The organism is Roseovarius halotolerans (genome assembly GCF_900172255.1).
GTDB classification, from domain to species: Bacteria; Pseudomonadota; Alphaproteobacteria; order Rhodobacterales; family Rhodobacteraceae; genus Roseovarius; species Roseovarius halotolerans.
The window spans coordinates 241,180-264,223 of sequence record NZ_FWFU01000001.1 but is presented as its reverse complement, the minus strand read 5'-3'; the positions used below and the strand labels follow the sequence as shown (position 1 = coordinate 264,223).

Annotated in this window: 22 protein-coding genes, 1 tRNA gene and 1 riboswitch; of the genes, 15 read left to right on the top strand and 8 right to left on the bottom strand. The window is 64.5% G+C overall.

Going from position 1 to position 23,044, the window contains the following annotated elements; genetic code table 11:
* Positions 1–34 precede the first annotated feature (34 nt).
* Positions 35–1,465, bottom strand: coding sequence for a Glu/Leu/Phe/Val family dehydrogenase (locus ROH8110_RS01335; RefSeq protein WP_085815985.1), 1,431 nt, complete (start codon positions 1,463–1,465; stop codon positions 35–37).
* A gap of 408 nt (positions 1,466–1,873) precedes the next feature.
* Between ROH8110_RS01335 and ROH8110_RS01330 the strand changes: the two genes are divergently transcribed.
* Genes ROH8110_RS01330 through ROH8110_RS01320 form a run of 3 tightly spaced genes read left to right on the top strand, consistent with a single transcriptional unit; the run spans position 1,874 to position 4,805 of the window.
* The gene (locus tag ROH8110_RS01330) at positions 1,874–3,706 is read left to right on the top strand and encodes a Tad domain-containing protein (RefSeq protein ID WP_170156459.1); all 1,833 of its coding nucleotides are present in this window, start codon (positions 1,874–1,876) and stop codon (positions 3,704–3,706) included.
* A complete protein-coding gene (locus ROH8110_RS01325) occupies positions 3,703–4,236 on the top strand; it encodes a TadE/TadG family type IV pilus assembly protein (RefSeq protein WP_085815983.1) in 534 nt (177 codons plus the stop codon). The genes ROH8110_RS01330 and ROH8110_RS01325 overlap by 4 nt, the downstream gene beginning before the upstream one ends.
* Positions 4,233–4,805 (top strand): TadE/TadG family type IV pilus assembly protein, encoded by a 573-nt coding sequence (locus ROH8110_RS01320; protein WP_139837368.1) that lies wholly within the window; start codon positions 4,233–4,235, stop codon positions 4,803–4,805. Before ROH8110_RS01325 ends, ROH8110_RS01320 begins: the two co-directional genes overlap by 4 nt.
* Before the next feature lie 27 nt (positions 4,806–4,832).
* Here ROH8110_RS01320 and ROH8110_RS01315 read toward each other — a convergent pair whose 3' ends face one another.
* A complete protein-coding gene (locus tag ROH8110_RS01315; protein WP_085816930.1) occupies positions 4,833–5,315 on the bottom strand; it encodes a hypothetical protein in 483 nt (160 codons plus the stop codon).
* A 177-nt stretch (positions 5,316–5,492) separates the two neighbouring features.
* Here ROH8110_RS01315 and ROH8110_RS01310 point away from each other — a divergent pair, with 177 nt between their 5' ends.
* A complete protein-coding gene (locus ROH8110_RS01310) occupies positions 5,493–6,404 on the top strand; it encodes a pirin family protein (RefSeq protein WP_085815981.1) in 912 nt (303 codons plus the stop codon).
* Between the two features lie 54 nt (positions 6,405–6,458).
* Here ROH8110_RS01310 and ROH8110_RS01305 read toward each other — a convergent pair whose 3' ends face one another.
* The gene (locus tag ROH8110_RS01305; RefSeq protein WP_245962777.1) at positions 6,459–7,604 is read right to left on the bottom strand and encodes a Hint domain-containing protein; all 1,146 of its coding nucleotides are present in this window, start codon (positions 7,602–7,604) and stop codon (positions 6,459–6,461) included.
* 333 nt (positions 7,605–7,937) lie between these two features.
* The gene (locus ROH8110_RS01300) at positions 7,938–8,546 is read right to left on the bottom strand and encodes a TetR/AcrR family transcriptional regulator (protein ID WP_085815980.1); all 609 of its coding nucleotides are present in this window, start codon (positions 8,544–8,546) and stop codon (positions 7,938–7,940) included.
* Between the two features lie 104 nt (positions 8,547–8,650).
* Between ROH8110_RS01300 and ROH8110_RS01295 the strand changes: the two genes are divergently transcribed.
* From ROH8110_RS01295 to ROH8110_RS01270, 6 genes are all read left to right on the top strand, one after another.
* Positions 8,651–8,956 (top strand): hypothetical protein, encoded by a 306-nt coding sequence (locus ROH8110_RS01295; RefSeq protein WP_085815979.1) that lies wholly within the window; start codon positions 8,651–8,653, stop codon positions 8,954–8,956.
* Positions 8,957–9,055: 99 nt separating this feature from the next.
* Positions 9,056–10,342 (top strand): homoserine dehydrogenase, encoded by a 1,287-nt coding sequence (locus ROH8110_RS01290; protein WP_085816928.1) that lies wholly within the window; start codon positions 9,056–9,058, stop codon positions 10,340–10,342.
* A gap of 85 nt (positions 10,343–10,427) precedes the next feature.
* Complete coding sequence (gene glpX / locus ROH8110_RS01285; protein WP_085815978.1) at positions 10,428–11,390, top strand: class II fructose-bisphosphatase; 963 nt, start codon at positions 10,428–10,430, stop codon at positions 11,388–11,390.
* Between the two features lie 15 nt (positions 11,391–11,405).
* The gene (gene recJ, locus ROH8110_RS01280) at positions 11,406–13,157 is read left to right on the top strand and encodes a single-stranded-DNA-specific exonuclease RecJ (protein ID WP_085815977.1); all 1,752 of its coding nucleotides are present in this window, start codon (positions 11,406–11,408) and stop codon (positions 13,155–13,157) included.
* A 119-nt stretch (positions 13,158–13,276) separates the two neighbouring features.
* A tRNA-Glu gene (locus ROH8110_RS01275) sits at positions 13,277–13,351 on the top strand.
* A 206-nt stretch (positions 13,352–13,557) separates the two neighbouring features.
* A complete protein-coding gene (locus ROH8110_RS01270; RefSeq protein ID WP_085815976.1) occupies positions 13,558–14,673 on the top strand; it encodes a glycine cleavage T C-terminal barrel domain-containing protein in 1,116 nt (371 codons plus the stop codon).
* A gap of 19 nt (positions 14,674–14,692) precedes the next feature.
* Here the strand turns inward: ROH8110_RS01270 and ROH8110_RS01265 are convergent, their stop codons facing one another.
* Together ROH8110_RS01265 and ROH8110_RS01260 are read right to left on the bottom strand one after the other, a co-directional pair.
* On the bottom strand, positions 14,693–15,091 hold the full coding sequence (locus ROH8110_RS01265; protein WP_245962778.1) for a diacylglycerol kinase: 399 nt from the start codon (positions 15,089–15,091) through the stop codon (positions 14,693–14,695).
* Entirely contained in the window at positions 15,088–16,689 is a 1,602-nt protein-coding gene (locus ROH8110_RS01260; protein WP_170156460.1) for a phosphoethanolamine transferase, read from the bottom strand. Before ROH8110_RS01260 ends, ROH8110_RS01265 begins: the two co-directional genes overlap by 4 nt.
* Positions 16,690–16,851: 162 nt before the next feature.
* On the opposite strand from ROH8110_RS01260, the gene ROH8110_RS01255 reads away from it, so the two are divergent.
* Together ROH8110_RS01255 and ROH8110_RS01250 are read left to right on the top strand one after the other, a co-directional pair.
* Positions 16,852–17,505 carry a response regulator transcription factor gene (locus tag ROH8110_RS01255; protein ID WP_085815974.1) on the top strand — a complete coding sequence of 218 codons (654 nt, stop codon included), beginning with the start codon at positions 16,852–16,854 and terminating at the stop codon, positions 17,503–17,505.
* Positions 17,502–18,752: a sensor histidine kinase gene (locus ROH8110_RS01250; protein WP_085815973.1), complete on the top strand. Its 1,251-nt coding sequence runs from the start codon at positions 17,502–17,504 to the stop codon at positions 18,750–18,752. The genes ROH8110_RS01255 and ROH8110_RS01250 overlap by 4 nt, the downstream gene beginning before the upstream one ends.
* A 10-nt stretch (positions 18,753–18,762) precedes the next feature.
* Here the strand turns inward: ROH8110_RS01250 and ROH8110_RS01245 are convergent, their stop codons facing one another.
* Together ROH8110_RS01245 and ROH8110_RS01240 are read right to left on the bottom strand one after the other, a co-directional pair.
* Complete coding sequence (locus tag ROH8110_RS01245; protein WP_245962779.1) at positions 18,763–19,809, bottom strand: GGDEF domain-containing protein; 1,047 nt, start codon at positions 19,807–19,809, stop codon at positions 18,763–18,765.
* Positions 19,806–20,405: a heme NO-binding domain-containing protein gene (locus ROH8110_RS01240; RefSeq protein ID WP_085816926.1), complete on the bottom strand. Its 600-nt coding sequence runs from the start codon at positions 20,403–20,405 to the stop codon at positions 19,806–19,808. The genes ROH8110_RS01245 and ROH8110_RS01240 overlap by 4 nt, the downstream gene beginning before the upstream one ends.
* A 134-nt stretch (positions 20,406–20,539) precedes the next feature.
* Positions 20,540–20,645: riboswitch (TPP riboswitch) on the top strand.
* 59 nt (positions 20,646–20,704) lie between these two features.
* Between ROH8110_RS01240 and ROH8110_RS01235 the strand changes: the two genes are divergently transcribed.
* From ROH8110_RS01235 to ROH8110_RS01225, 3 genes are read left to right on the top strand one after another with little or no spacing between them, the layout of a single operon-like run.
* Positions 20,705–21,643: an ABC transporter substrate-binding protein gene (locus ROH8110_RS01235; protein WP_085815972.1), complete on the top strand. Its 939-nt coding sequence runs from the start codon at positions 20,705–20,707 to the stop codon at positions 21,641–21,643.
* On the top strand, positions 21,640–22,314 hold the full coding sequence (locus ROH8110_RS01230; protein ID WP_085815971.1) for a TenA family protein: 675 nt from the start codon (positions 21,640–21,642) through the stop codon (positions 22,312–22,314). The genes ROH8110_RS01235 and ROH8110_RS01230 overlap by 4 nt, the downstream gene beginning before the upstream one ends.
* Complete coding sequence (locus tag ROH8110_RS01225; RefSeq protein ID WP_085815970.1) at positions 22,311–23,036, top strand: ABC transporter ATP-binding protein; 726 nt, start codon at positions 22,311–22,313, stop codon at positions 23,034–23,036. The genes ROH8110_RS01230 and ROH8110_RS01225 overlap by 4 nt, the downstream gene beginning before the upstream one ends.
* The last annotated feature ends 8 nt before the right edge of the window (positions 23,037–23,044 follow it).

Sequence of the window (23,044 nt, the reverse complement as noted above, 5' to 3'; positions counted from 1 at the left end):
ACGGGCCGGGCATCTCAGCGCCGCCGATCGGCGATCAAAGCCCGAGCGCGCGGTAACTGGCGGCGACCTTGCCGATCGACACAAGGTAGGCCGCGGTGCGCAGGTCGGTCACATCCTCGCGCCCGTGCCAGACCTCGCGCATCGATTGGTAGGCCGTGCGCATCGTGTCATCCAGCCCCGAACGCACCAGTTCCAGTTCGCCCGCGCCGCGCAGATATTGCTGCTTGAAATTGGGCGAGATGACCCAGGCGTCGCCGAGATGCTTGTCCAGCCGCTCCAGCTCGTCCACGATCAGCTGGTGGCGCGCCTCTTCCTGGCGGCGGCCCATGCGGCCGAAACGGATATGGCTCAGGTTCTTGACCCATTCGAAATAGGACACCGTGACGCCGCCCGCGTTGGCATACATGTCGGGGATGATCACCGTGCCCTTGCGGCGCAGGATGTCGTCGGCCCCCGCCGTCACCGGGCCGTTCGCCGCCTCGATGATCAGCGCCGCCTTGATGCGGTCGGCGTTGTTGATGTTGATCACACCCTCCAGCGCCGCCGGGATAAGGATATCGCACTCCTCCTCGAGCACCGCGCTGCCATCGGCACTATGGGTCGCATCGGGATACCCCGACACGCCGCCATGCTTCATGATCCAGGCGCGCACCGCTTCCACGTCAAGGCCGTTCTGGCTGAACAGCGCGCCGTCATGCTCGATGATGCCAGTGATGATCGCGCCGTCCTCCTCGCTCAGGAACTTGGCGGCGTGATACCCCACGTTGCCAAGGCCCTGCACGATCACGCGCTTGCCATCCAGCGTGCCGGTCATATTCGCGGCCTGCTTATCCTCGGGGTGGCGGAAGAATTCGCGCAGGGCATATTGCACGCCGCGCCCCGTCGCCTCGACCCGCCCGGCGATCCCGCCCGCATTGAGCGGCTTGCCGGTCACACAGGCGCGGGCGTTAATGTCGGTGGTGTTCATCCGCCGGTACTGGTCGGCGATCCAGGCCATCTCGCGCTCGCCCGTGCCCATGTCGGGGGCGGGCACGTTCTGGCTGGGATGGATCAGGTCGCGCTTGGCCAGCTCATAGGCGAAGCGGCGGGTGATCCGTTCCAATTCATGTTCGTCCCATTCGCGCGGATCGACACAGAGCCCGCCCTTCGAGCCGCCGAACGGCGCCTCGACCAGCGCGCATTTATAGGTCATCAGCGCAGCCAGCGCCTCGACCTCGTCCTGATTGACGGCCATCGAGTAGCGGATACCGCCCTTGACCGGCTCCATATGTTCGGAATGGACGCTGCGATAGCCCACGAAGGTGTGTATCTTGTCACGCAGCCGCACGCCGAAACGCACCGTGTAGGTGGCGTTGCAGACACGGATCTTCTCCTCCAGCCCCGGCGGCAGGTCCATGAGCGCCACGGCCCGGTTGAACATCAGGTCCACACTTTCGCGGAACGTCGGCTCTTTGATCTCTTTCATCGCGCGTCTCCCTTGTCATGCCGACACAATTCCGGCATTCCCCCTTTAGACCCTCAGGCTTTAAACATCGTGAAGGCCTGCGACAATTTTGTCCACCCGTCGCCCGCCCGGATGTCGCGGTTAACAGGTCTCGCCGGATTTTTGGGGGAATTGCTCGCAAAGCGGAAACAACCCACGCAGGCGCGCAAAACTGTTTCAAAACACCACCTTATTGCCTGTATCGGCACCTTGTCGCGCCTTATTTTGGCCATAAAACTCGGTAAGAAATCCACTTTGGACCGTTCCAGGACCGGGATCGTCCGCACAACAGACGATACGTCGAGTTTTGCGAGGTGACGTATGATTGGCTTCAAGAGCGAGCGGCGCGCGCGTCAGTATTTGACGGCGGGCAAACCGCGGATTTCCAAAATGGGCTTGATGCGAGCGCTCTGGCGCTATCGCAAGGATGAAAGCGGGGCCGTCGTGGCCCTGGCGATCTTCATTTTCATCGTCATGCTGGTGGCGGCCGGGCTCGGCATCGACACCATGCGCCACGAGATGACCCGAACCCATATCCAGTCAACACTCGACAGTGCCGTGCTCGCGGGTGCCGGTGCCCCCGTCGGCGCCACCAACGAGGACATCAAGGGTATCGTCGAAGATTACTTCGAAGCCGCCGGCCTGCAGCAATACCTGGAACCGATCGACCCGGCGACGGATATCGACGCCGGTCTCAACAGCAAGCGCGTGACCGCGTCGGCCTCGATGACGATGGCTACGCTGCTGATGAAGCTCTCCGGCATCGACACGCTCGACGCCGCCGCAACCTCGACGGCCGCGATCGCGTCGCCCAAGATGGAGATCGTTCTTGCGCTCGACGTATCCGGCTCCATGGCCGGCACCCGCCTGGCCAAGATGAAGGAAGCCGCCAAGGAATTCGCCGAGGATGTGATGAACAACTCCGACGAGGGGACCACCACCATTTCGGTCGTGCCCTACAGCTGGAATGTGAGCCCCTCGCCGGAAATGTTCGATGCCCTGTCCGTGAACAAGACGCACAACTATTCGACATGCCTCGATTTCACCAACGATGAATTCCACAACGCGGCCATCGACCCGAACGTCTCCTACGCACAGACGCTCTACACGTCGCGTTACGGTAGCTTCGGCCAGGTCGGCTCCGGCAATGTCGAAAGCGGCTCCTCGAGCGCCTATAACCGCAGCTGCTTTGACGACGACTACTTCAGCATCCTGCCCTATGCGAGCACCTATGCCGCAGTGGAACGCAAGCTCGATTCGCTCAAGGCCGCGGGCAGTACCTCGGCCGATATGGGGATGAAATGGGCCAGCGCCCTGCTGGATCCGGCCTTCCGTCCCGTCGTGACCAGCCTCCAGGCTGATCGCACCCGGCCGGACGGCAATGGCGGCACCGAGACCTACAACGTCGTCAACCCCAACATTTCAGACCTGCCCGCGCTTTACACCACCGGCCAGGTGCTCAAGATCATCATCCTGATGGGTGACGGTGCGAATGACTGGTCCTATCATCTGTCGGACCCGAACGATCTGATCGATCCGAACGTTCCCGAAAGCCACGCGACCCCCGACTATCGCGGCCCGAACTCCAACGTCTACGAGATCACCTATGAAGCGGACGAATTCCAGCAAGCAAAGCTGGTGAACTCGAGTGGCAGTGTCATCGACTACTCCAACAACGAATCCAAATGCGGCACCGACGTCTATGAGGGTTACTGGATCTGGAGAACCTATGTCGGCACATGGGAATGCGACTACTCGACCGAAGAGCACGAGGGTCACTACATCTACACCCCGAAGCTGAGCAAAAAATACTATGATCCCGCACGCAATCGGCGTTTCTACTCCCTCAGCGATGCCTTCTCGAACGTGATCAGCCAGAACCGCCTGAGCTGGGAAGAGGCCTGGGGCCTGATGTCGCCCGACTGGTATGGCGATATCAGCGACGACTATGTCCCCGACCAGCAATTCGACAGGTACAGCTCGGGCAGCATCAGCCCCAGCGACAAGGACGACCGCATGTCCTATATCTGCGATGCTGCCGACGCCGCGGGAATCGTTGTCTTCACCATCGCCTTCGAAATGGGTGACCAGACCAGCGCGGCAAGCAAGCTCGCGAACTGCGCCTCAAGCGATGGCAACCATTACGACGCCACCACGGTGAACATCAAACAGGCGTTCGGCTCCATCGCCGCAAACGTCCAGAAGCTGAGGTTGACCCAATGACCCGCTTCATTTCCCGAAGACTCTCGCGGTTGCGGCGTGACGACAGCGGCAACGCGTCGGTGGAGTTTGTCATCATCTTCCCCGTGTTCGTGATGTTCCTCTTGTTCTCGATCGAACTCAGCGTCATCACCCTGCGCCACGCCATGCTGGAACGCGGTCTCGATCTTACCGTGCGCCAGATCCGGCTGGGCTATGCGACGCCGCCCAACCACCCGACGATCAAGAACATGGTCTGCGAGTTCTCCCACCTTGGCGGAAACTGCAGCGAGAACCTCCGGCTCGAGATGAAACCCGTGGATATCCGCGCCTATAGCGGGCTTGACGCAACGCCGGATTGCTCCGACGAGGCCCAGCCCACGAAACCGGTGCGCCAGTTCGTGCCCGGCCAGCGCAACCAGCTCATGCTGCTGCGCGCCTGCCTGAAATACGACCCGATGATGCCCCAGGACATCCTTGGCAAGGCCCTGAAAAAGGATAGCAGCGGCCAGGCCGCCGTCGTATCCATGTCCGCCTTCGTGCAGGAGCCATGAGACCGATGTTGATCGCCCGTTTGAAATCCTTTCTCACCCGTTTTCGCGACTCTACCCGCGGCACCGTGACCGTCGAAACGGTCATCGTTGTCCCGCTCCTGTTCTGGACCCTGTCGGCGACCTACGAGTTCTTCGAGATGTATCGCTACAAGAGCGTGCGCGAGAAGGCGAGCTATACCATCGTCGACATGATCTCGCGCGAGCAGACCAACGTCTCGACCGCCTATGTCGACAACACCAAGACCCTGTTCGACGATTTCACCAATGATCGCGGCGAGAACCAGATGCGCATCTCGATCATCACCTACAATTCCGACGATGACGAATATGCGATCGTCTGGTCCGAAGTGCGCGGCGACGGCCCGCTTGATGAGCTGACCGACGACAGCATCAAGACCCGCCACGACATCCTGCCCATCATGGGCAATGGCGAGCACCTGATTCAGGTCGAATCCTATTCGGAATACGAACCTCAACTGGATATCGGCTTCAGCAAGGCGATCGGCATCCAGACCCGCGTCTTCACCAGCCCGCGCTTTGCCGAACAGGTCAAATGCCCGGATTGCTGACCGCCGCCTGCCGGGATCGCGCCTGAATCAGCGCGCCTGCTGCTGCATCAGTTCGGCCAGGATTTCGGCCATCGCGCGCGATTGCGCGCCCGGCGTCACCCCCCCGACCCCGATGCGGCGCGCCATGCGCCACCACAGGCCCGGCTCCCAGCGGCGCGCGCCGCTCGCGCCTTCCTTCAGGCGCAGGGTGAATCCGTTCGACGGCTTGAAGGCGAATACACCGCGTTCCAGCGCCTCGATATCGCCGACCTGCGCCAGAACCTCGCCCGTGCTACTGCGCAACACCTCATGCGTCAGCTCCAGTTGGGCCATCGTGGCCTGGCGCATCCGGTTGCTCAACCACAGCGCCGCCATCCCCAGAACCAACAGGAACACCGTCCACCCGAAATGCCCCGGCGGCTCGAACAGGGCGACATAGACCGCGATCGCACCCAGAGTCAGGACCGTCCCGACCCCCAGCACGCGCCGCCCCGGTGATGCCTTCAGCACCATCAATACCTCGTCCGCCATCGTCATCTCCCGTTTTGCTCAGGCGGCTTAGCCCGAAACCGCCCCCGATGCGAGTATCATTCGTGCACCAAAGCGCCCTGCGGGCCTGCGCACAGGTGCGGTTCACGGCCACACAGCCGCACCCATTGCACCTTGCGCCCAGCGCCATAGGTCTTTGGGGACAAAAGGAGACACGCCATGTCGATCAGACCCGTCCTTGAATCCCGCGCCGCCCAGCCCACGATGGAAGGTGCCGGGGTCCACCTGCACCGCGCCTTCGGCTTTCACAAACCGTCCGAGCTGGACCCGTTCCTTCTGTTCGACGATTTTCGCAACGAGGATCCGGCGCATTACGCCCAGGGCTTCCCCTGGCACCCGCATCGCGGCATCGAAACCATCACCTATGTGCTTTCGGGCAGCGTTGAACACGGCGACAGCCTGGGCAATCGCGGCCTGCTGGGTGCGGGTGACGTGCAATGGATGACCGCGGGGTCGGGCATCATGCATCAGGAAATGCCGAAAGGGAACGCAAAAGGCCAGATGCATGGCTTCCAACTCTGGGCCAACCTGCCGTCATCGCTCAAGATGACCGCGCCGCGCTACCAGGACGTGAAAGCCCCCGACATCCCCGAGGTGATCGACGATGACGGCACGGTGGTGCGCGTGGTGGTCGGCACATTCTGGGGGCGGCGCGGCCCGGTCGACGGCATCGCCGCCGATCCGCAATATCTCGATATCTCGGTGCCGCCGGGCGTGAAAAAGACCCTCCCCGTCGATACCTACCGGCGCGCCTTCGCCTATGTGTTCGAGGGCTCCGGCGCCTTTGCCGATGCAAGCCAACCGCGCGGCGTGCTGCTGGAAAAAGAGGTAATGGGCCAGGAGGTCAACATCCGCGACATGTCCGGTGACCGCACCCTGATCCGCTTTGGCACCGGCGACGAGGTGACGGTGCAGGCGGGCGAGAACGGCATTCGCTTCCTCTTGGTCTCGGGCGCGCCCATAGCCGAGCCCGTCGCCTGGCATGGCCCCATCGTCATGAATACCGGCGAAGAGCTGCAACAGGCGATGCGCGAGCTGCGCAACGGCACCTTCATCAAGCCCGCGCATTGAAGCGCGCCGGATGAATTTCGCGCTGCGGGGCGGCCTTCGGGCCGCCGCGCGTCGCTACGTCACTGGCTGGGGGGCGTCCCGCCGCGCCGTTTCGATCTCCACCACCGCCTTGCGGTTCCTCCGGTGTCGCTCGGCCAGGTGCTGGCCCTTGCGTGCGCTCGAAAACTGGCGGATGGGGCGGGGCGGCTCCGTCATGTATTTGAGCTCCGGGAACAGCTCCAGAATTTCGTTGCGCGATTGCGGACAAAGCGAGCGCATCGCCACCGGACCGGTATAAAGGCTCTCGGTCGGGGCGCCGTTTCCAAAGATGATCTCGTGCTGGTCGAACAGCAGGTGGTAATACTCCACCTCTTCCAGATCCTCGACAATCTCGACCCCGTCCAGCGCCAACAGGTGCTTGGCCGCAACCAGAACCTCGCCGCAGGCGAACATCCGCTTCACGATGGTCGAACGCACCAGCATCCTGTGCTGCTGTGACACCATGAGATCCTTGTTCGGCAGGGCTTCACCCAGGCACCCGGCGCGAATGCGGACCGGATACATATGCGATGCACCTTTCAGTTCGGTATGGCTCAGCCTGCGCCTGCCGATCCAACGGATCGGCTGACAGCCGTGGTCGAGCGTCACCACCGGATCCCCCGGACCAAGATCCTCGATCGCGACCGGCCCGCGACTCGTATCGATAAGGGAGCCGCGCACAAAGCAGATGAGACTGGAAAATGCGACGCTCGGGTCGGAATCCGCCGTGCTTCCAAGGAATGGGGGAATGTCATAGCTGACATTATAGGTGACGGTCGGGTCGATCGGGCGCTCTGATGCAAAGCCGACAACCGTGTTTCCCAGAAGCAACGTCGTGGCCGTGATCGCATAGATGCGGAACGACTCGCCCGTGCCAGGATCAGTCAGCGTATAGGCATATTCGGGTTCGATCCCGCCATCGAGGTTGAACAGGGTGGTCGAAGAGGTCGATGTCTGCCCGCCGATCAGCCCGACATCGCCATCCCCGAAAACGCTATCGTTATCGTTGACAGTGATCACGTCGCCGTTCAGATTCCCGAAGGTGACGGTCGCCCCATCCGCATCATTATCCCCGGTCGAACTGTTGGGAAAGAAGCTCGCTTCGGGCGTGGACAGAAAGTTGGTCTCTGAATACTGCGTGACGCTGTTGGTATTGTAGAGCATCAGGTTATAGTTCGGCATCGAAACACACTCCAACTCAGGCAACACATGCCACTTGTCCACCGGGCATGACCCGCACCGCAGGCATGCCCAGCCCTCTTGCGCGCTCCCGCCGAGCAGCGCCGTAATACTGGGCCATGCCTAACAAACGGTTAGGCGGCCACTCGTTTTAGCCCTGCAATCAGGCAAGATTTTGTTGGATTTGTGCAATTTCTTGTGCACGCCAAGGTTGCGCGCTTGTGTCATGCGGCGCGCGCCCGATTCACCCTGCGCGATGCGGCACGGCGCACTGACGCGATACCGATGTGATACTGACGCGATACAGGCAGTGTTTTTTTATTTTAAAGCAAGATATTAACCGTGATTCGGTGGCTCCGGCGCAGAGACGGCCTTGCGCACCATGTCCCAGTGGAGCTGCTCAATCTGCGGCAGACTCAGCCGCCCGCCTTCCCGAAACCATGTATTGACCCCGTTCAACATCGCGATCACCGCCATTGCCGCAATCTTGGGTTCGGCCACATCGAACGCACCGATCGCCACGCCACGCCGCAAGATCGCCTCCAGCTGGTCTTCGTAACTCCGCCTAAGACCTTCTATTTCCTTGAAGTTTTCCGGCGAAAGGTTGCGCAGCTCCATATAGGAGATGAACACCTCGTCGGGGCGGTCATGGTGGAAACGGATGTGGAAACGGGTGAACCCCTCCAGCGCCGCCAGCGGGTCGTCAGGGCCAGGTTCAGCCGCTCGCGCTGCCAACAGGTCGTCCATATGGCCTTTCATCAGGTCGAACAGCAGGCTCTGCTTGTCTGGCGTGTAATTATACAGCGCCCCCGCCTGCACCCCAACCTCACCCGCGATTTGTCTCATGGAAACAGCGGCATAGCCATGCGTTGCAAACAGACGCAACGCAGCCTCCCGCACCCGCGGGCCGGTGATATCGGAATGCGATCCCTGTGTCCTGGCCATGGTCTCAGAGTTATCTGAACACTCGTTCAAATCAAAGCCCCCGCTTGCCCTCGGCATTGAAACAGTGGCATGAGGGAAACAACTGTCCCGTCCCGAGATCACCCATGCGCCTTTCCGCCCTTGCCCTGTTGGCCCTGATCGCCCTGCCCGCTACCGGCTGCACCCGGTTTCCGGACCTCGACGAGGCGATCGACGACGACGTGCGCACGGCGCCCTATCTCGATCTGCTGCCCACCGAAGACCTCCGTGAGCGCGCAGCCGAGCCGACCCTCACCGAACAGGACGAGACCGATGTTGAAGACCGCGCCGAGACCCTGCGCGATCGCGCCAAGCGGCTCCGGGGATCGGTGATCGACTCCGAAACCCGCACCCGCATGTCCCGCGGCATCCAGGCACCAGACCCCGGGTAATCCCCCGGCATCCCCGCCAAAAACCCGCGTTGCAAGGCGCTTGCGAACCCGTTACATCGCGTTTTCATAGCCCTATTCCCGTGACGATTGGAGACCGACATGACCGAACCCCTGCGCCTTGGCATCGCCGGACTGGGCACCGTCGGCACCGGTGTCGTCAAGATCGTCCGCCAGAAAGCCAGCCTTCTGGCCGCCCGCGCGGGCCGTCCCGTAGTGATCACAGGCGTCTCGGCGCGCACCCGCGACAAGGATCGCGGCGTCTCCTTGGATGCCTATGCATGGGAGGACGACCCCGTCGCCCTGGCCCGCCGCGATGACGTGGATGTCTTCGTCGAACTGATGGGTGGCAGCGACGGCCCCGCCAAGGCAGCGACCGAGGCCGCCATCGCCGCGGGCAAGGATGTCGTTACGGCGAACAAGGCGATGCTCGCGCTGCACGGCCAAGCTCTTGCTACGGCAGCGGAATCCGCGGGCCGCGTGCTGCGGTTCGAGGCCGCCGTGGCGGGCGGCATCCCTGTCGTCAAGGCCCTGACGGAAGGCCTTGCGGGCAATGACATCACCCGCGTCATGGGCGTCATGAACGGCACCTGCAACTATATCCTGACCCGGATGCAGGCCACCGGCCAGGGCTATAACACCCTGTTCGAGGAGGCCGACAAGCTGGGCTATCTCGAGGCCGACCCCAATCTCGATGTCGGCGGCATCGATGCCGGACACAAGCTGGCGCTGCTTTCCAGCATCGCCTTTGGCACCCAGGTCGATTTCAGCGCGATAGAGCTCGAAGGCATCGAGCGCGTCACGCTGGCCGATATCCGCCATGCCGACGACATGGGCTATCGCATCAAGCTTCTCGGTGTCGCGCAGATGACCGGACGGGGGCTCGAACAGCGCATGTCGCCCTGCCTCGTGCCCGCCGACAGCCCGCTGGGGCAGCTTGAAGGGGGCACCAACATGGTCGTTCTCGAAGGCGACATGGTCGAACAGATCGTGTTGCGCGGCCCCGGCGCAGGCGAAGGCCCCACCGCCAGCGCCGTGATGAGCGACGTGATGGATATCGCCCGCGGCTGCCGGATCGCAACCTTCGGCCAGCCCGCCAGCGGCCTGAAACCGCCGAAAGCCGCCCGCGCCGCCACGCCCGCGCCCTATTACCTGCGCATCCTGCTCGAGGACAAACCCGGCGCGCTGGCCAAGGTCGCGGCCGTGCTGGGCGAGGCCGGCATATCGATCAACCGGATGCGCCAGTATCGCCATGACGACACCACCGCGCCGGTGCTGATCGTCACCCACAAGACCACCCGCAGCGCGCTCGACGGCGCGCTCGACGCGATGTCGCGACTCGATGTGATGGTCGGCGAGCCCGTCGCCCTGCGCATCGAAACCGTATGAGACACCCTGCCCCGGTCCGCGGCACTTGTGCCACAGCCACCCTGCCGCTAATGCTTTCGGGGCTTTGAATATACAAGGATCCGCCATGACCGCCGCCGATTTCAACGACCGCATGCTTTCACTGGGCCTTGCCCGCGTGTCCGAGGCCGCCGCCCTGGCCTGCGCCGACCTGATCGGTCGCGGCGACGAGAAGGCCGCCGACCAGGCGGCGGTGAACGCCATGCGCGAGCAGCTCAACATGCTCGACATCAAGGGCGTCGTGGTGATCGGCGAGGGCGAGCGCGACGAGGCTCCGATGCTCTATATCGGTGAAGAAGTCGGCACCGGCGAAGGCCCCGGCGTGGATATCGCGCTCGATCCGCTGGAGGGCACCACCCTCACCGCCAAGGCAATGCCCAATGCCCTGACCGTGATCGCCATGGCGCCGCGCGGCACGCTGCTGCATGCGCCGGATGTCTACATGGACAAGCTCGCCATCGGGCCGGGTTATGACAAGGACGTGGTCTCGCTCGACATGTCGCCGCGCGAACGCGTCGAGGCGCTGGCCGCTGCCAAGGGCTGCAAGCCATCCGAAATAACCGTCTGCATCCTCGAGCGGCCCCGCCACCAGGAAATGATCGACGATGTGCGCGCCACAGGCGCCTCGATCTACATGATCTCGGATGGCGACGTGGCCGGCGTGATGCACTGCGCCGAACCCGAAATGACCGGGATCGACATGTATATGGGCGCCGGCGGCGCACCCGAGGGCGTTCTGGCCGCCAGTGCGCTCAAATGCATGGGCGGGCAGATGTGGGGCCGTCTGCTGTTTCGCAACGACGACGAGAAAGGCCGCGCCGCCAAGGCCGGGATCACCGATCTCGACCGCGTCTATTCCCGCGACGAGATGGTGACATCTGATGTCATCCTCGCCGCCACCGGCGTCACCAACGGCTCGGTCGTTTCCGGGATCAAGCGCCGCCCCGGCTATGTCGAGACCGAAACTGTTTTGATGCGGTCCAAGACCGGCTCGTTGCGCCGGATGATCTACCGCAACCCGATCCGCTGACGCTGCGGGCCGGCGGTGGATGCCTATCTCGGAATTGAAAGCTCCCTGACCGGACGGCGCTGGATCGGCCCCGGCACCGAGATCGACCGCCTGGCCGAGGCGATGGCCCAGGCCACCGCCCTGCCCCGCCCGCTCTGCCAGACGCTCGCGCGCCTTGGCGTGGCTGCCGATGAGGCCGAAGCCTACCTTGTCCCGGCGCTGCGCGACCTCCTGCCCGACCCGCGCAGCCTCAAGGATATGGAACCTGCCGCCGCGCGGTTCCTTCAGGCGGTCCGCGACCGGCAGCGGATCGCGATCTTCGCCGATTACGACGTGGATGGCGGCGCCTCGGCGGCGCTGCTGCTGGACTGGCTGCACCGGATGGGCCAGGACGCCACGCTATACGTGCCCGACCGTATCGACGAGGGCTACGGGCCCAACGTGCCCGCGATGTCCGAGCTTGCCGCTAATCACGATCTGATCGTCTGCGTCGATTGCGGCACGCTCAGCCATGACGCCATCGCCGCCGCCAAGGGGGCCGATGTGGTGATCCTCGACCACCACCTGGGCGGCGAGACCCTGCCCGACGCGCTGGCCGTGGTAAATCCCAACCGGCAGGACGAATCCGGCGACCTTGCGCATCTCTGCGCCGCCGCCGTCGTGTTCCTGATGCTGGTCGAGGCAGGCCGCCAGCTGCGCGAGGCCAGGCAGAAAGGCCCCGACCTCATGGCGATGCTGGATCTTGTGGCGCTGGCCACCGTGGCCGATGTCGCGCCGCTCAGGGGGGTGAACCGCGCCTTCGTGCGCCAGGGGCTGCGGGTGATGGCGCATCGCGCGCGCCCCGGCCTTGTGGCGCTCTGCGATGTGGGGCGGCTTGATAGCGCCCCTGCCGCCTATCACCTCGGCTTTGTCCTCGGGCCGCGCATCAACGCGGGCGGGCGCATCGGCAAGGCCGATCTTGGTGCGCGCCTGCTGGCCACGCGCGACCCCGCCGAGGCAGCCGCGATGGCTGAGCGGCTGGATCAGCTCAACACCGAGCGCCGCGAAGTCGAATCTCTCGTGCGGGCCGCCGCCCTGGAACAGGCCGAAGCGCGCGGTTTCGATGCACCGCTGGTCTGGGCCGCGGGCGAGGGCTGGCATCCCGGCGTCGTCGGCATCGTCGCCTCGCGGCTCAAGGAGCTGACCAACCGGCCTGCCGTCGTGATCGGCCTCGAGGGCGACGAGGGCAAGGGTTCGGGACGCTCGGTTTCGGGGGTGGATCTTGGCGCCTCGATCCAGCGCCTTGCCGCCGAGGGCCTGCTGATCAAGGGCGGCGGGCATCGCATGGCCGCCGGGCTGACCGTGGCGCGCGACCGCATCGACGAGGCGATGGCGCGTCTTTCCGAACTGCTGGCACGTCAGGGCGCGGGCATGGCCGGGCCTGCCGATCTGCGCCTTGACGGGCTGCTGATGCCCGGCGCCGCAACCGTGGAACTGGTCGAACAGATCGAATCCGCCGGCCCCTTCGGCGCAGGTGCGCCCGGCCCGCGCTACGTGTTCAGCGACATGAGCATCGGCTTTGCCAAAAGGGTCGGCGAGTCGCACTTGAAACTGCGCTTTGGCGACGGATTGTCGGGGCAACTCGACGCCATCGCCTTCGGCGCCTTCGATGGCCCCCTCGGCGCGGCTCTCGAACAACATGGCGGCGCGCGCTTCCACCTTGCAGGGCGGCTCGACATCAACCACTGGGGCGGCCGCCAGACCGTGCAATTGCGCCTCGAAGACGCGGCCCCGGCACAGAAAGCGTGATCCTTGCCCACCGCCGCGCGACCCCTGACACATATCGCGCTCGTCCGCGTGCTTTTTTTGCAAAATGCCTCTTGCGTCGGCCTCTGCTTTTTTCTAGGTAACGCCTCACGCCACGGCATGGCCCGTTCGTCTATCGGTTAGGACGCCAGGTTTTCAACCTGGAAAGAGGGGTTCGATTCCCCTACGGGCTGCCACTTATCCCCAGCACCCTCCAGGTATGACTGTTCGGACGAACCCGCTTGCCGGTTGTGGCGCGGGCATGGTGCTATTGACGCGCCGCTCTCGCGACCGTTCAGCCACATCCAGAGACGCGATCCAAGCGACATTCGCGTTGCAGTCGCGCCAGCCATAGGCGATGGATCGACGCAGGCGAAGGCGCATTCATCCCGGAGGACATCGCGTGACATTCTCGATCGGAATCGGCCCCAATATCCGCAAATCCGCTTATTTCGACGCCACTGTGCGCGATGGCGTCCGGTGCTTCTCGGTCTATAACCACATGTATATCCCCGGCGATTTCGGCGACCCGGAGGCCGAATACGACCGGCTGTTGAACGGCGTTGCCATGTGGGATGTGGGCGCGCAGCGTCAGGTGGAACTGACCGGCCCCGATGCTGGGCGACTGGCGCAATACCTCACGCCGCGCAACCTTGCCAAGACCCGCGTCGGCCAGGGCCGCTATGTCCCGCTTTGCGATCACGATGGCTGGCTGATCAACGACCCCGTCCTTCTGAAACTGGCCGAGGATCGCTTCTGGTTGTCGGTCGCCGACAGCGACATCCACCTCTGGGCCGCGGCCATTGGCCGGGAAAAGGGCTGGGATGTGGCGGTCGGCGAGCCCGATGTCTCGCCGATGGCGATACAGGGGCCGAAGGCGATTGATGTCGCCGCCGCGTTATTTGGCGAAACGGTGCGCGATCTGCGCCATTTCGGCTTCATCTCGACCAAGCTTGACGACATGCCGCTGGTTCTTGCGCGCTCGGGCTGGTCCAAGCAGGGCGGATATGAGCTTTATCTCATGGACCGGTCCTGCGGGACGCAGCTCTGGGACAGGGTCAAGACGGCTGGCGCGCCCTTCGGCATCGGCCCTGGTGCGCCCAACGATATCGAGCGGCTCGAAGGCGGGCTGATTTCATATGGCGCCGACATGCGCTGGCAGGACTACCGTGCCAACCCGTTCGAGATGGGCTTTGGCGGGCTGATCGACCTTGCGGCGGATCACGATTTCGTCGGTCGCGCCGCGCTGGAGCGGCTTGCGGCCAAGCCCCTTGCCCGGCGCCGCACCGGGCTGATCGTCGATGGACACCCACCCCTGCCCGGCCATACCGTGCGGCTGACATGCGATGGCCAGGATGCAGGCTTCGTCAGCGAACTGGCATATTCCAAGCGGATTGGCGCGACCATCGCGGTCGGTCTGATCGGGGCGGAGTTTGCCGACGCGTCCGGCGCACTGGCGGTCATGATCGACGGGGCCGCATACCCTGCGCGCCTGCATGATCTGCCCTTCGTGACCTGAGCGGCAGCCCGCTGCGCGCTCAGATGACGCCGGTCATCACCAATGCCACGAAACCGGCACTGACCAACAGCATCAAGCCCACCGCCAGCGATCCGAGGTCCTTGGCCTCTTTCGCCATGAGCGACCATTCCGGCGACACCCGGTCAACCAGGATCTCCAGCGCAGTGTTGATCGCCTCGATCGCCAGCACCAGCGCGACAAGGGCAACCAGCGCCGCCCAGTGCCACGGCTCGGCTCCGCGCCACAGGAACCCGAGCGCCGCCCCGCCAGCCGCCAGAAACTCCAGCCGCGCAGCACTTTCGCGCGCCAGCCGACGCATCCCGGCCAGCGAATACCGCGTGGCGTCGATGACATGAAACAGCCCTCTCCGCGCGGGAACGACCAGCGGCTCGGGATCTCCGGGGGTGGCTTTCTTCAACTCTCTCGGTCCTCGCTGCGGCAGGTTTCGGTGAGATCGAGAGATGGATCCCGCGCGGCGGTCCTGATGTCAAGAAGGCCCAGCATCGTGTGAAACAGATGATCGTGGCTTACCGGAGCGTCGGCATGGGCGCGCATGCAGTCAGGTTTCAGCCTCATGACATCGCGGAATGCATCGCCCAGCCACATCACCATCGGCACCTTGGTCTGCTCCTTGGGCGCCATGAAACGCGGCGCTGCATGCAGGTAAAGGCCACTCTCCCCAAGGGATTCACCGTGGTCGGACAGAAAGACCATCGCCGGCAAGACGCGGTCTGACGCATCGAGCATGTCGATGGCGCGCGAAAGAACCAGGTCCGTCTCGACCACGGCGTTGTCATAGGCGTTCACGATTTCCTGCACCGGGCAGTCCGAGAATTGCGCGCTGCGGCAGTCCGGGCTGAATGGCGCCTGCCCCTCCGGATAGCGCAGATAATAGGCCGGCCCGTGGTTCCCGATCATGTGCAGGACCAGCACGGTATCCTCAGTGACCTCTTCAAGCGTCTTTTCGATGAGCGGCAGAAAGACCTCGTCGGTGCATTCGGTCACGCAGGCATCGGGGGCAAGGGTCTTTTCCACGATCTGCCAACCTTGGCGCATCGCCACGCCCATGTCGCCGGTGTTGTTGTCGACCCAGTTCACCTCGAACCCGCTGCGCACCAGCACATCCAGCAGGTTCTCCCGCGACAGCGCGGCCTCGCGTGAATAATCACTGGTCGCGAGCGGCGAGAACATGCAGGGCAGCGACACCGATGTCGATGTCCCGCACGCGGTCACATCGGGGAAGTTGATCACGTCCCGCGCGGCCAGCCCCGGCGTCGTGTCGCGCTCATATCCGTTCAGCCCGAAATTCTGCGCCCGCAGCGTCTCGCCCACGAAAAGCACCATCAGCACGGGCTTCTCGGCCTGCGCCAGATGCCGCCCCGGCGCGGCATCCCCCGCCACCTCCTGCAGCACGGAGTCGACAACCATCATCTGCTCTTCGCCATAGGCGACAAGTGCGCGGATGAAGGCCACCGGCTGATACGAGGCCATCACATCGCGCCGTTCACGCAAGGCCGCCGCATAGGCCTTGTAGTTGAACGCGATACTCCCCAGGACCAGCGCCACCGACAGGGCCACCCCCACAGGCCATCGCCACAGGTGATGCCAGCGCCGCACGCGCCGCACCCTCGGCCAGAACACCATCGCGGCGGGGATCACCCCCGTCAGAGCCATCTGCCACAACGCCGCTGGCGTTATCAGATGACGCGACTCGGTCACGGTGGTCTCGAAAATGTTGCGCATCATGTCGCGGTCGATCAGAACCCCGAAATTGCGCTCGTAATAGCTTGCCCCGGCCGCGATCATGATCAACAGCGCCGCCACCGGTTTCTGCATCCGCCCCGGTCCCAGCAATTCCAGCGCCAGAACCGTCAGGCCGAAGATGCCGATCGCGAAACAACCGATCAGCACCACGTCCCCCGACAGCGCCTCGATCGCACGCGACCAGAAGCCAAGGTTGAGCGCGACAAAGATATAGCCCGCGACCAACAGGTTCAGCGTAAGATGAGTCAGCACCGGGCGCCGTGATCCGCGGGGTGAATTCGTTGTTTCGTTCTGCATAGCCTGCCTACATGTTGGTTTCCTCATGCAGGCTTTGCCGCGCCCAGCTTGCGCCAACCTTACAGCGGCGTCGTTTTGCACTCGCCACCCGAGCCGGGACGCGCTAGCACATTCAACATGCGCCTGCTTCTTGTCGAAGATACATCCGAGCTTGCCCATTCGATTCTGCGGGCCCTTCGCGAAGAAGGACACGCCGTCGACCTTGCACCCGACGCCCAGACCGCGACCGAAGCGATGGCCGTGGCCGATTACGCCTGTGTGATCCTCGATCTGGGCCTGCCCGACGGGTCGGGACTCGAGGTGCTCAAGGCCCGGCGCCGTGCGGGTGACCGCACACCCGTCATCATCGCCACCGCACGCGACCAGATCAGCGACCGGATAGCAGGGCTGGACGCGGGTGCCGACGACTACGTCGTCAAACCCTTCGACCTGCACGAGCTCTCGGCGCGCATCCGCGCCCACGCCCGCCGCGCGCAGGGCCTGCCCGAGACCCGCTTTCGCATCGCCGATCTGGAAATCGACCGCGCCGCCGCGCGGGTCTGGCGCGACCGCACCGAAATCCGCCTGACTGCCCGTGAATGGGCGCTGTTCGACGCGCTTCTGGGCGCGCGTGGCCGGGTTCTGGGCAAAACCGCGCTGGAGGACGCGCTGTTCGCTTTTGACGACGCGATCGAGGGCAACGCCGTCGAGGTTTATGTCTCTCGCCTGCGCCAGAAACTCGGCGCCCAGGTGATCGAGACCCGGCGCGGCCTCGGGTATATCGTGCCATGAGCCGCCCCGGCACGCCCTCCTGGTCGCTCAAGCGGCGCCTGACCGGGCGGGTGCTTGGGCTCGTGATCGGCGGCTGGCTTCTGACCATCGTGCTTGCGACGCTGGTGCTTGACCACGAAATCAACGAAATGTTCGATGAAGAACTGCATGCGCTTGTCGAGACGACGGCGCTCTACCTAGACGCGGTGCAGCGCCCCGTGATCGCCCGCAATATTGGCGTCGAAACCAATGACGGCGAACGCATCCTGCGCATCATGCCCGCCGATGGCACAATGACCCCAGCCCCCTGGCCGCCGGTGCCTGCCGATGGCTTTCACGATCTGCAAGGCTGGCGCATCCTGCGCAAGACCACCGAAGGAGTCGCGATCGAGGCCGCCCAATCCAAGGCATGGCGGCGCGAGGAAATGCTCGAGGCCGCCTCGGCCCTCCTGGTGCTGGCGCTTCCCCTGGTGGGCCTGCTCCTCTGGGGGCTGGGCCGGACCGTGGCCGAAACAACGGCCCCCGTTACGGCGCTGGCGCGGCAAGTGGGCGGTCGGCGGCCCGACGATGACACCCCGATCCGCGCAGAGGGCCTGCCTGAAGAACTGCTACCGCTGGCTTCCGCTTTTGACGGTTATCTTGCCCGGATCGAGTCGGTCCGCCGCGCCGAACGCGATTTTGTCGCCAATGCCGCCCATGAACTGCGCACGCCCCTGGCCGCCATCCGCGGGCGGCTGGAGGTGTCTGACGATTCCGACGCCACCGCCACCTTGCCGATGATCGACGCGCTCACCCGCCGGGTCGAGCGGCTGCTGCAGCTTGCCCGCCTCGATGCGGGCGTAGCCATCGGGCGCGGTCCGACGGACCTCGTGCGCGTGCTGCGCCTGCTGATCGACGAAATCCGCCCCCTCAGCCCGCATCCGATCCGCTTTGACGATGGCGACGTTGAATCCCTCATGATTTGCGCCGATGCCGATGCGCTGGCGATCCTGCTGCGCAACATTCTGGAAAACGCCGTCGAGCACGGCACCGGCGAGGTGCGCTTGCGTCTGTCGGCCAATGGGCAGCTGAGCATCGAAAACCCCACCGATACCCACGCGCTTCCCGCAGCGCGCTTCGCGCGCGGCTCCGGGTCGACCGGTCAGGGGCTTGGCCTGTCGATCATCGAGGCGTTGGCCAAGGCGATGGACATCACCGTATCGCAGCGCGCCGGATCGGGCCGCCTCGCGCTTGACCTGCGCTTCCCGCTCGCGGCGCAACCGGGCTGAGCCACCGCTCTCAAGGCGGCGGGCCGGCCGGGCTGGTATCGGCGCGCCGCTGCGTGGCTTTGGCTTGCATGACCGGCGGAGTCTTCGGATCATAAAGCACATGACGCCCACGACCGCTTTGCTTTGCGGCGTACAGCGCCGCGTCGGCCTTGGCCATCATGGCGTCTATATCGGGCGCGTCGCTATCCCTGCTCAACACCGCGCCGATACTGGCCGAGATGCGGCAGGTCTCGCCTTCATAGACGATCGGCACCTCCAGCCGGGCGATCAGGCGGCGTGCGAATTCATCAACCTCGGCACGGCGTGTCATCCCGGCCAGGATCAGCATGAATTCATCCCCGCCAAAGCGCAGCACGGTGTCGTCGCTGCGGGTCTCCTCCAGCATCGCCTGAGCGGCGGCGCGCAGCACATGATCGCCCGCTGCATGGCCCAGACTGTCATTGACTGCCTTGAAGAAATCGAGATCGAGGCTCATCAGCGCGAAATCGCGCTCGCCCGCGATCATTCGGCTGGTGACGCGGTCCAGCAGGCGCCGGTTGCCCAGCCCCGTCAGCGTATCGGTGAATGCCTTTGCCTCGGCCTCGGTCTTGCCCCCCTGCAAGCGAAGGTTCGCCTTGTGCAGGGCCTCCATCGTCATCGTCTTGGCCTCGATCAGATAGAGCATCTCGACCGCCAGATCGGTCGCCGCGAAATCGGCACGAGTCAGATCGAAGGCGCGCACCGCGTCCGGCAACGCGATCGCGAAGGACAGGTTCACCAATGCCCCGCCCTCAGGGCCAACCGCCGAATCCGGCCCGAGCGCCACCAGGACCCCCTTGAGCGCCAGTCCCGGAGGCTGGCGCAGCCGCAGCCGCAGGGGCAGGCCCGCGGCCGCGCGCAATGCCTCCATCGATTGTCCGGTCACCGGGCGACGCATCTCGAACAGCTCCAGAAACCGGCGCCCGCGCAGGTCGCCCTCCGGGTGGATGCGCTGCAATGTCGGCCCGGCATGGACGATATGGCCATGGGCGCCAAGGCGGGCATGCATCGGGCAAAGCGTGTCGAAAATCGCGCTCATTGCCCCGCCCCTGCGCCAAGCGCAAATGCGCGCGCCTCGCCGTGGTCCTGCGCCAGCAGCTCGACCTCGATCAGCTCGCGCGCCCCGTCCTGTCCCTTGTGCTCCAGCGTGACCAGCGCACCGTAATCATCCGCCATCGCCCGCAGCAGCCCCATGAAGGCGCTGCCGAAACACACCGAATCGGGGCCGGTCGGCGTCACCGCGAGGGTGAACACGCTCCCCCGGCAGGCAATCACCTCAAGACGCGGCAGATCGAGCCCCGGCAGCGCCAGATGCGCCCGGTCAGGCAGATCCTCCAGCGAATGCAGGAAGTCCTCGAAACTGTCGCCGCCAAAGCGCAGCAGGCGGCGCACTGGTGCATTATGGGGATGGGTCACAAGGTAGGTGCCTATATCCTCCTCGATGGCGCGCGCGGGGCGTTCAAGGATTTTCGCCACCACTGCCATCAGATGATGCGTCACGCTGGCGTCAAAGCCCTGCATCGCGTCGAACGCATCGATATCGGGGTCAAGCAGGCGCGCAACCTCCACCCACGTCTCGCGCCCATATGTATCGCGTACGAACCGCTCGACCGAGCGGTTGACAAGCCAATGCATCACGGCCTCCACTCTCCAACCGCGCCCAGCATGCGGAAGAACCCGTTAACACGGCCTCAACGCCTTCAATTGTCGCGATTTTCCCCGCCGCCGCGTCGACCGCTTGCCCTGTCGCGGCTGGCTTGATACACCAAGGTCATCCGTTGGGGTGCCCTGGACAACCAGGGCTGAGAGGTCTGTGACCAACCCATCGAACCTGATCCGGTCAATACCGGCGGAGGGAACGGAGCACAGCAGACGCATCGCGCGCCCCGCTCTTCCCTCTGCCCAACCCGGAACGAGAATGGAAGAGAGAGCCCATGACCCGCCTTGCCGCCCTTGCCGCCGCCATGTTCATCGCCGCCCCTGCCCTCGCCCAGGACAGGATGACGCTTGTCCTCGATTGGTTCGTGAACCCCAATCACGGCCCGGTCATCGTGGCCCAGGAACAGGGCTATTTCGCCGACGAGAATCTCGACGTCGAGGTGATCGCCCCCGCCGATCCTGCCGCACCGCCCAAGATGGCCGCAGCGGGCAAGGCCGACCTTGCCATTTCCTATCAGCCGCAATTGCACCTTCAGGTCGCCGAAGGCCTGCCCCTCAAGCGCGTCGGCACGCTGGTCGCCAGCCCCCTCAACTGCCTTCTCGTGCTCGAGGACGGCCCGATCAAATCCGTCTCCGACCTCAAGAGCCGCAAGGTGGGTTTCTCGGTCGCGGGCGTCGAAGAGGCGCTGCTTGGTGCCATCCTCTCGGATGCCGGGCTGGCGCTGGACGATGTCGATCTCGTCAACGTCAACTGGTCGCTCTCACCCTCGCTCATGTCAGGGCAGGTCGACGCGGTGCTCGGGGCCTATCGCAACTTTGAACTCAACCAGATGAAGATCGAAGGCGTGGAAGGCCGCTGCATGTTCCTCGAGGAAATGGGCGTGCCCTCCTATGACGAACTGATCTACGTCGCCAATCCCGAAACCGCCGACATGGCGCTGATCCAGCGGTTCCTGAGGGCCACCGAACGCGCCACGCAATTCATCGTGAACCACCCTCAGGAAAGCTGGGAAATCTTCTCGGCCACCTCGGCGGACCTTCAGGACGACCTAAATGAAATGGCCTGGGCCGACACGATCCCGCGCTTCGCGCTGCGCCCCTCGGCGCTCGATCACGGCCGTTACCGCGCCTTCAGCACCTTCCTTCAACAGGCCGGTCTGATCGACGCGGCCCAGCCTGTCGAGACGCTGGCCATCGACCCGGCGGCGCAATGACCCGATATGGCGAAACCTTCCCGGCCTGGCGCGCGGCGGCGGGCGATCACTGGCACGCCTATACGCGCCACGCCTTCGTCGAGGGTCTGCGCGACGGCAGCCTGCCGCGCGCAGCCTTCCTGGATTACCTGGTGCAGGATTACATTTTCCTGATCCACTTCTCGCGCGCCTGGGCGCTGGCGGTCACCAAGGCCGACACGGTGGATGAAATGCGCCTTGCGGCAGGCACGGTGAACGCGCTGATCAACGACGAAATGGCGCTCCATATCCGCATCTGCGCCGAAGCGGGCATAAGCGAGGACGCGCTTTCCGAGGCCGAGGAAAAGACCCAGAACATCGCCTATACGCGCTATGTCCTGGATGCCGGCCATTCGGGCGATTTTCTCGATCTGCTCGCGGCACTGGCGCCCTGCGTGCTGGGCTATGGCGAGATCGGCGCGCGCCTCTCGCATGAGGCCACCTCCGACACCTATGCCGACTGGATCGCCACCTATGCGGGCGAAGATTACCAGCAGGTCTGCCACGATGTCGGCGGGCTGATCGACTCCGCGATTGCCCGCCGCCTTGGCCCCGCAGCCCAGGACAGCCCCCGCTGGGCGCATCTGTCGGCCCGCTTCACCACCGCGACCCGGCTCGAGGTGGGGTTCTGGGACATGGGGTTCGAGGGGTGAACGCCCCGGCGCTGCATATTTCGGGCGCGGCCCGGATCGGTGCGACGCCCGTGTTCGGGCCGCTGTCCCTCAGGGTGGGGGCTGGCCAGTGGACCTGCCTCCTGGGACCGTCAGGCGTGGGCAAGACGACGCTCTTGCGCCTCATCACCGGCGTTGACGAGGTGACGAGCTTTGACGGCACCATCGCGGCCAGTGACGGTCTGGCGCTCGAGGGGCGCATCGCCCTGATGGCGCAGACCGACCTGCTGATGCCCTGGCTCGATGTGATGGACAACACGCTGCTTGGCGCGCGCCTGCGCGGAGAAAACCCTGACCGCGCCCGCGCCCGTGATGTTCTGGATCGTGTCGGGCTCTCCGATCACGTGCATAAACGCCCCCATGCGCTGTCGGGCGGGCAACGCCAGCGAGTCGCGCTGGCGCGCACGCTGATGGAAGACCGCGCCTTCGTGCTGCTTGATGAACCCTTCTCGGCGCTCGATGCGCGCACGCGCTCGCAGATGCAGGATCTTGCCTGCGAACTCCTGTGCGGGCGCACCGTGCTGATGGTCACACACGACCCGGCCGAAGCCGCGCGGCTGGGCGATGCGATCCTGATCATGGAACCCGACGGGCTGACGCCGGTGACGCCCCCGCCTGGCCCTGCACCGCGCCCCGAGAACGACCCAGACACATTACGCGCGCAGGCCGATCTTCTGATCCGCCTGCGCGACAGCCAGACATGACGAAGGAG

What these genes read in the sequence shown, in the direction of transcription:
- ROH8110_RS01290 (WP_085816928.1), top strand. Translation starts at nt 9,056, where the DNA reads ATGACCGAACCCCTGCGCCTTGGCATCGCCGGACTGGGCACCGTCGGC.
- ROH8110_RS01255 (WP_085815974.1), top strand. Translation starts at nt 16,852, where the DNA reads ATGCGCCTGCTTCTTGTCGAAGATACATCCGAGCTTGCCCATTCGATT.
- ROH8110_RS01325 (WP_085815983.1), top strand. Translation starts at nt 3,703, where the DNA reads ATGACCCGCTTCATTTCCCGAAGACTCTCGCGGTTGCGGCGTGACGAC.
- ROH8110_RS01315 (WP_085816930.1), bottom strand. Translation starts at nt 5,315, where the DNA reads ATGGCGGACGAGGTATTGATGGTGCTGAAGGCATCACCGGGGCGGCGC.
- ROH8110_RS01230 (WP_085815971.1), top strand. Translation starts at nt 21,640, where the DNA reads ATGACCCGATATGGCGAAACCTTCCCGGCCTGGCGCGCGGCGGCGGGC.
- ROH8110_RS01235 (WP_085815972.1), top strand. Translation starts at nt 20,705, where the DNA reads ATGACCCGCCTTGCCGCCCTTGCCGCCGCCATGTTCATCGCCGCCCCT.
- ROH8110_RS01245 (WP_245962779.1), bottom strand. Translation starts at nt 19,809, where the DNA reads ATGAGCGCGATTTTCGACACGCTTTGCCCGATGCATGCCCGCCTTGGC.
- glpX (WP_085815978.1), top strand. Translation starts at nt 10,428, where the DNA reads ATGACCGCCGCCGATTTCAACGACCGCATGCTTTCACTGGGCCTTGCC.
- ROH8110_RS01250 (WP_085815973.1), top strand. Translation starts at nt 17,502, where the DNA reads ATGAGCCGCCCCGGCACGCCCTCCTGGTCGCTCAAGCGGCGCCTGACC.
- ROH8110_RS01335 (WP_085815985.1), bottom strand. Translation starts at nt 1,465, where the DNA reads ATGAAAGAGATCAAAGAGCCGACGTTCCGCGAAAGTGTGGACCTGATG.
- ROH8110_RS01295 (WP_085815979.1), top strand. Translation starts at nt 8,651, where the DNA reads ATGCGCCTTTCCGCCCTTGCCCTGTTGGCCCTGATCGCCCTGCCCGCT.
- ROH8110_RS01300 (WP_085815980.1), bottom strand. Translation starts at nt 8,546, where the DNA reads ATGGCCAGGACACAGGGATCGCATTCCGATATCACCGGCCCGCGGGTG.
- ROH8110_RS01320 (WP_139837368.1), top strand. Translation starts at nt 4,233, where the DNA reads ATGAGACCGATGTTGATCGCCCGTTTGAAATCCTTTCTCACCCGTTTT.
- ROH8110_RS01305 (WP_245962777.1), bottom strand. Translation starts at nt 7,604, where the DNA reads ATGCCGAACTATAACCTGATGCTCTACAATACCAACAGCGTCACGCAG.
- ROH8110_RS01310 (WP_085815981.1), top strand. Translation starts at nt 5,493, where the DNA reads ATGTCGATCAGACCCGTCCTTGAATCCCGCGCCGCCCAGCCCACGATG.
- ROH8110_RS01240 (WP_085816926.1), bottom strand. Translation starts at nt 20,405, where the DNA reads ATGCATTGGCTTGTCAACCGCTCGGTCGAGCGGTTCGTACGCGATACA.
- ROH8110_RS01330 (WP_170156459.1), top strand. Translation starts at nt 1,874, where the DNA reads ATGGGCTTGATGCGAGCGCTCTGGCGCTATCGCAAGGATGAAAGCGGG.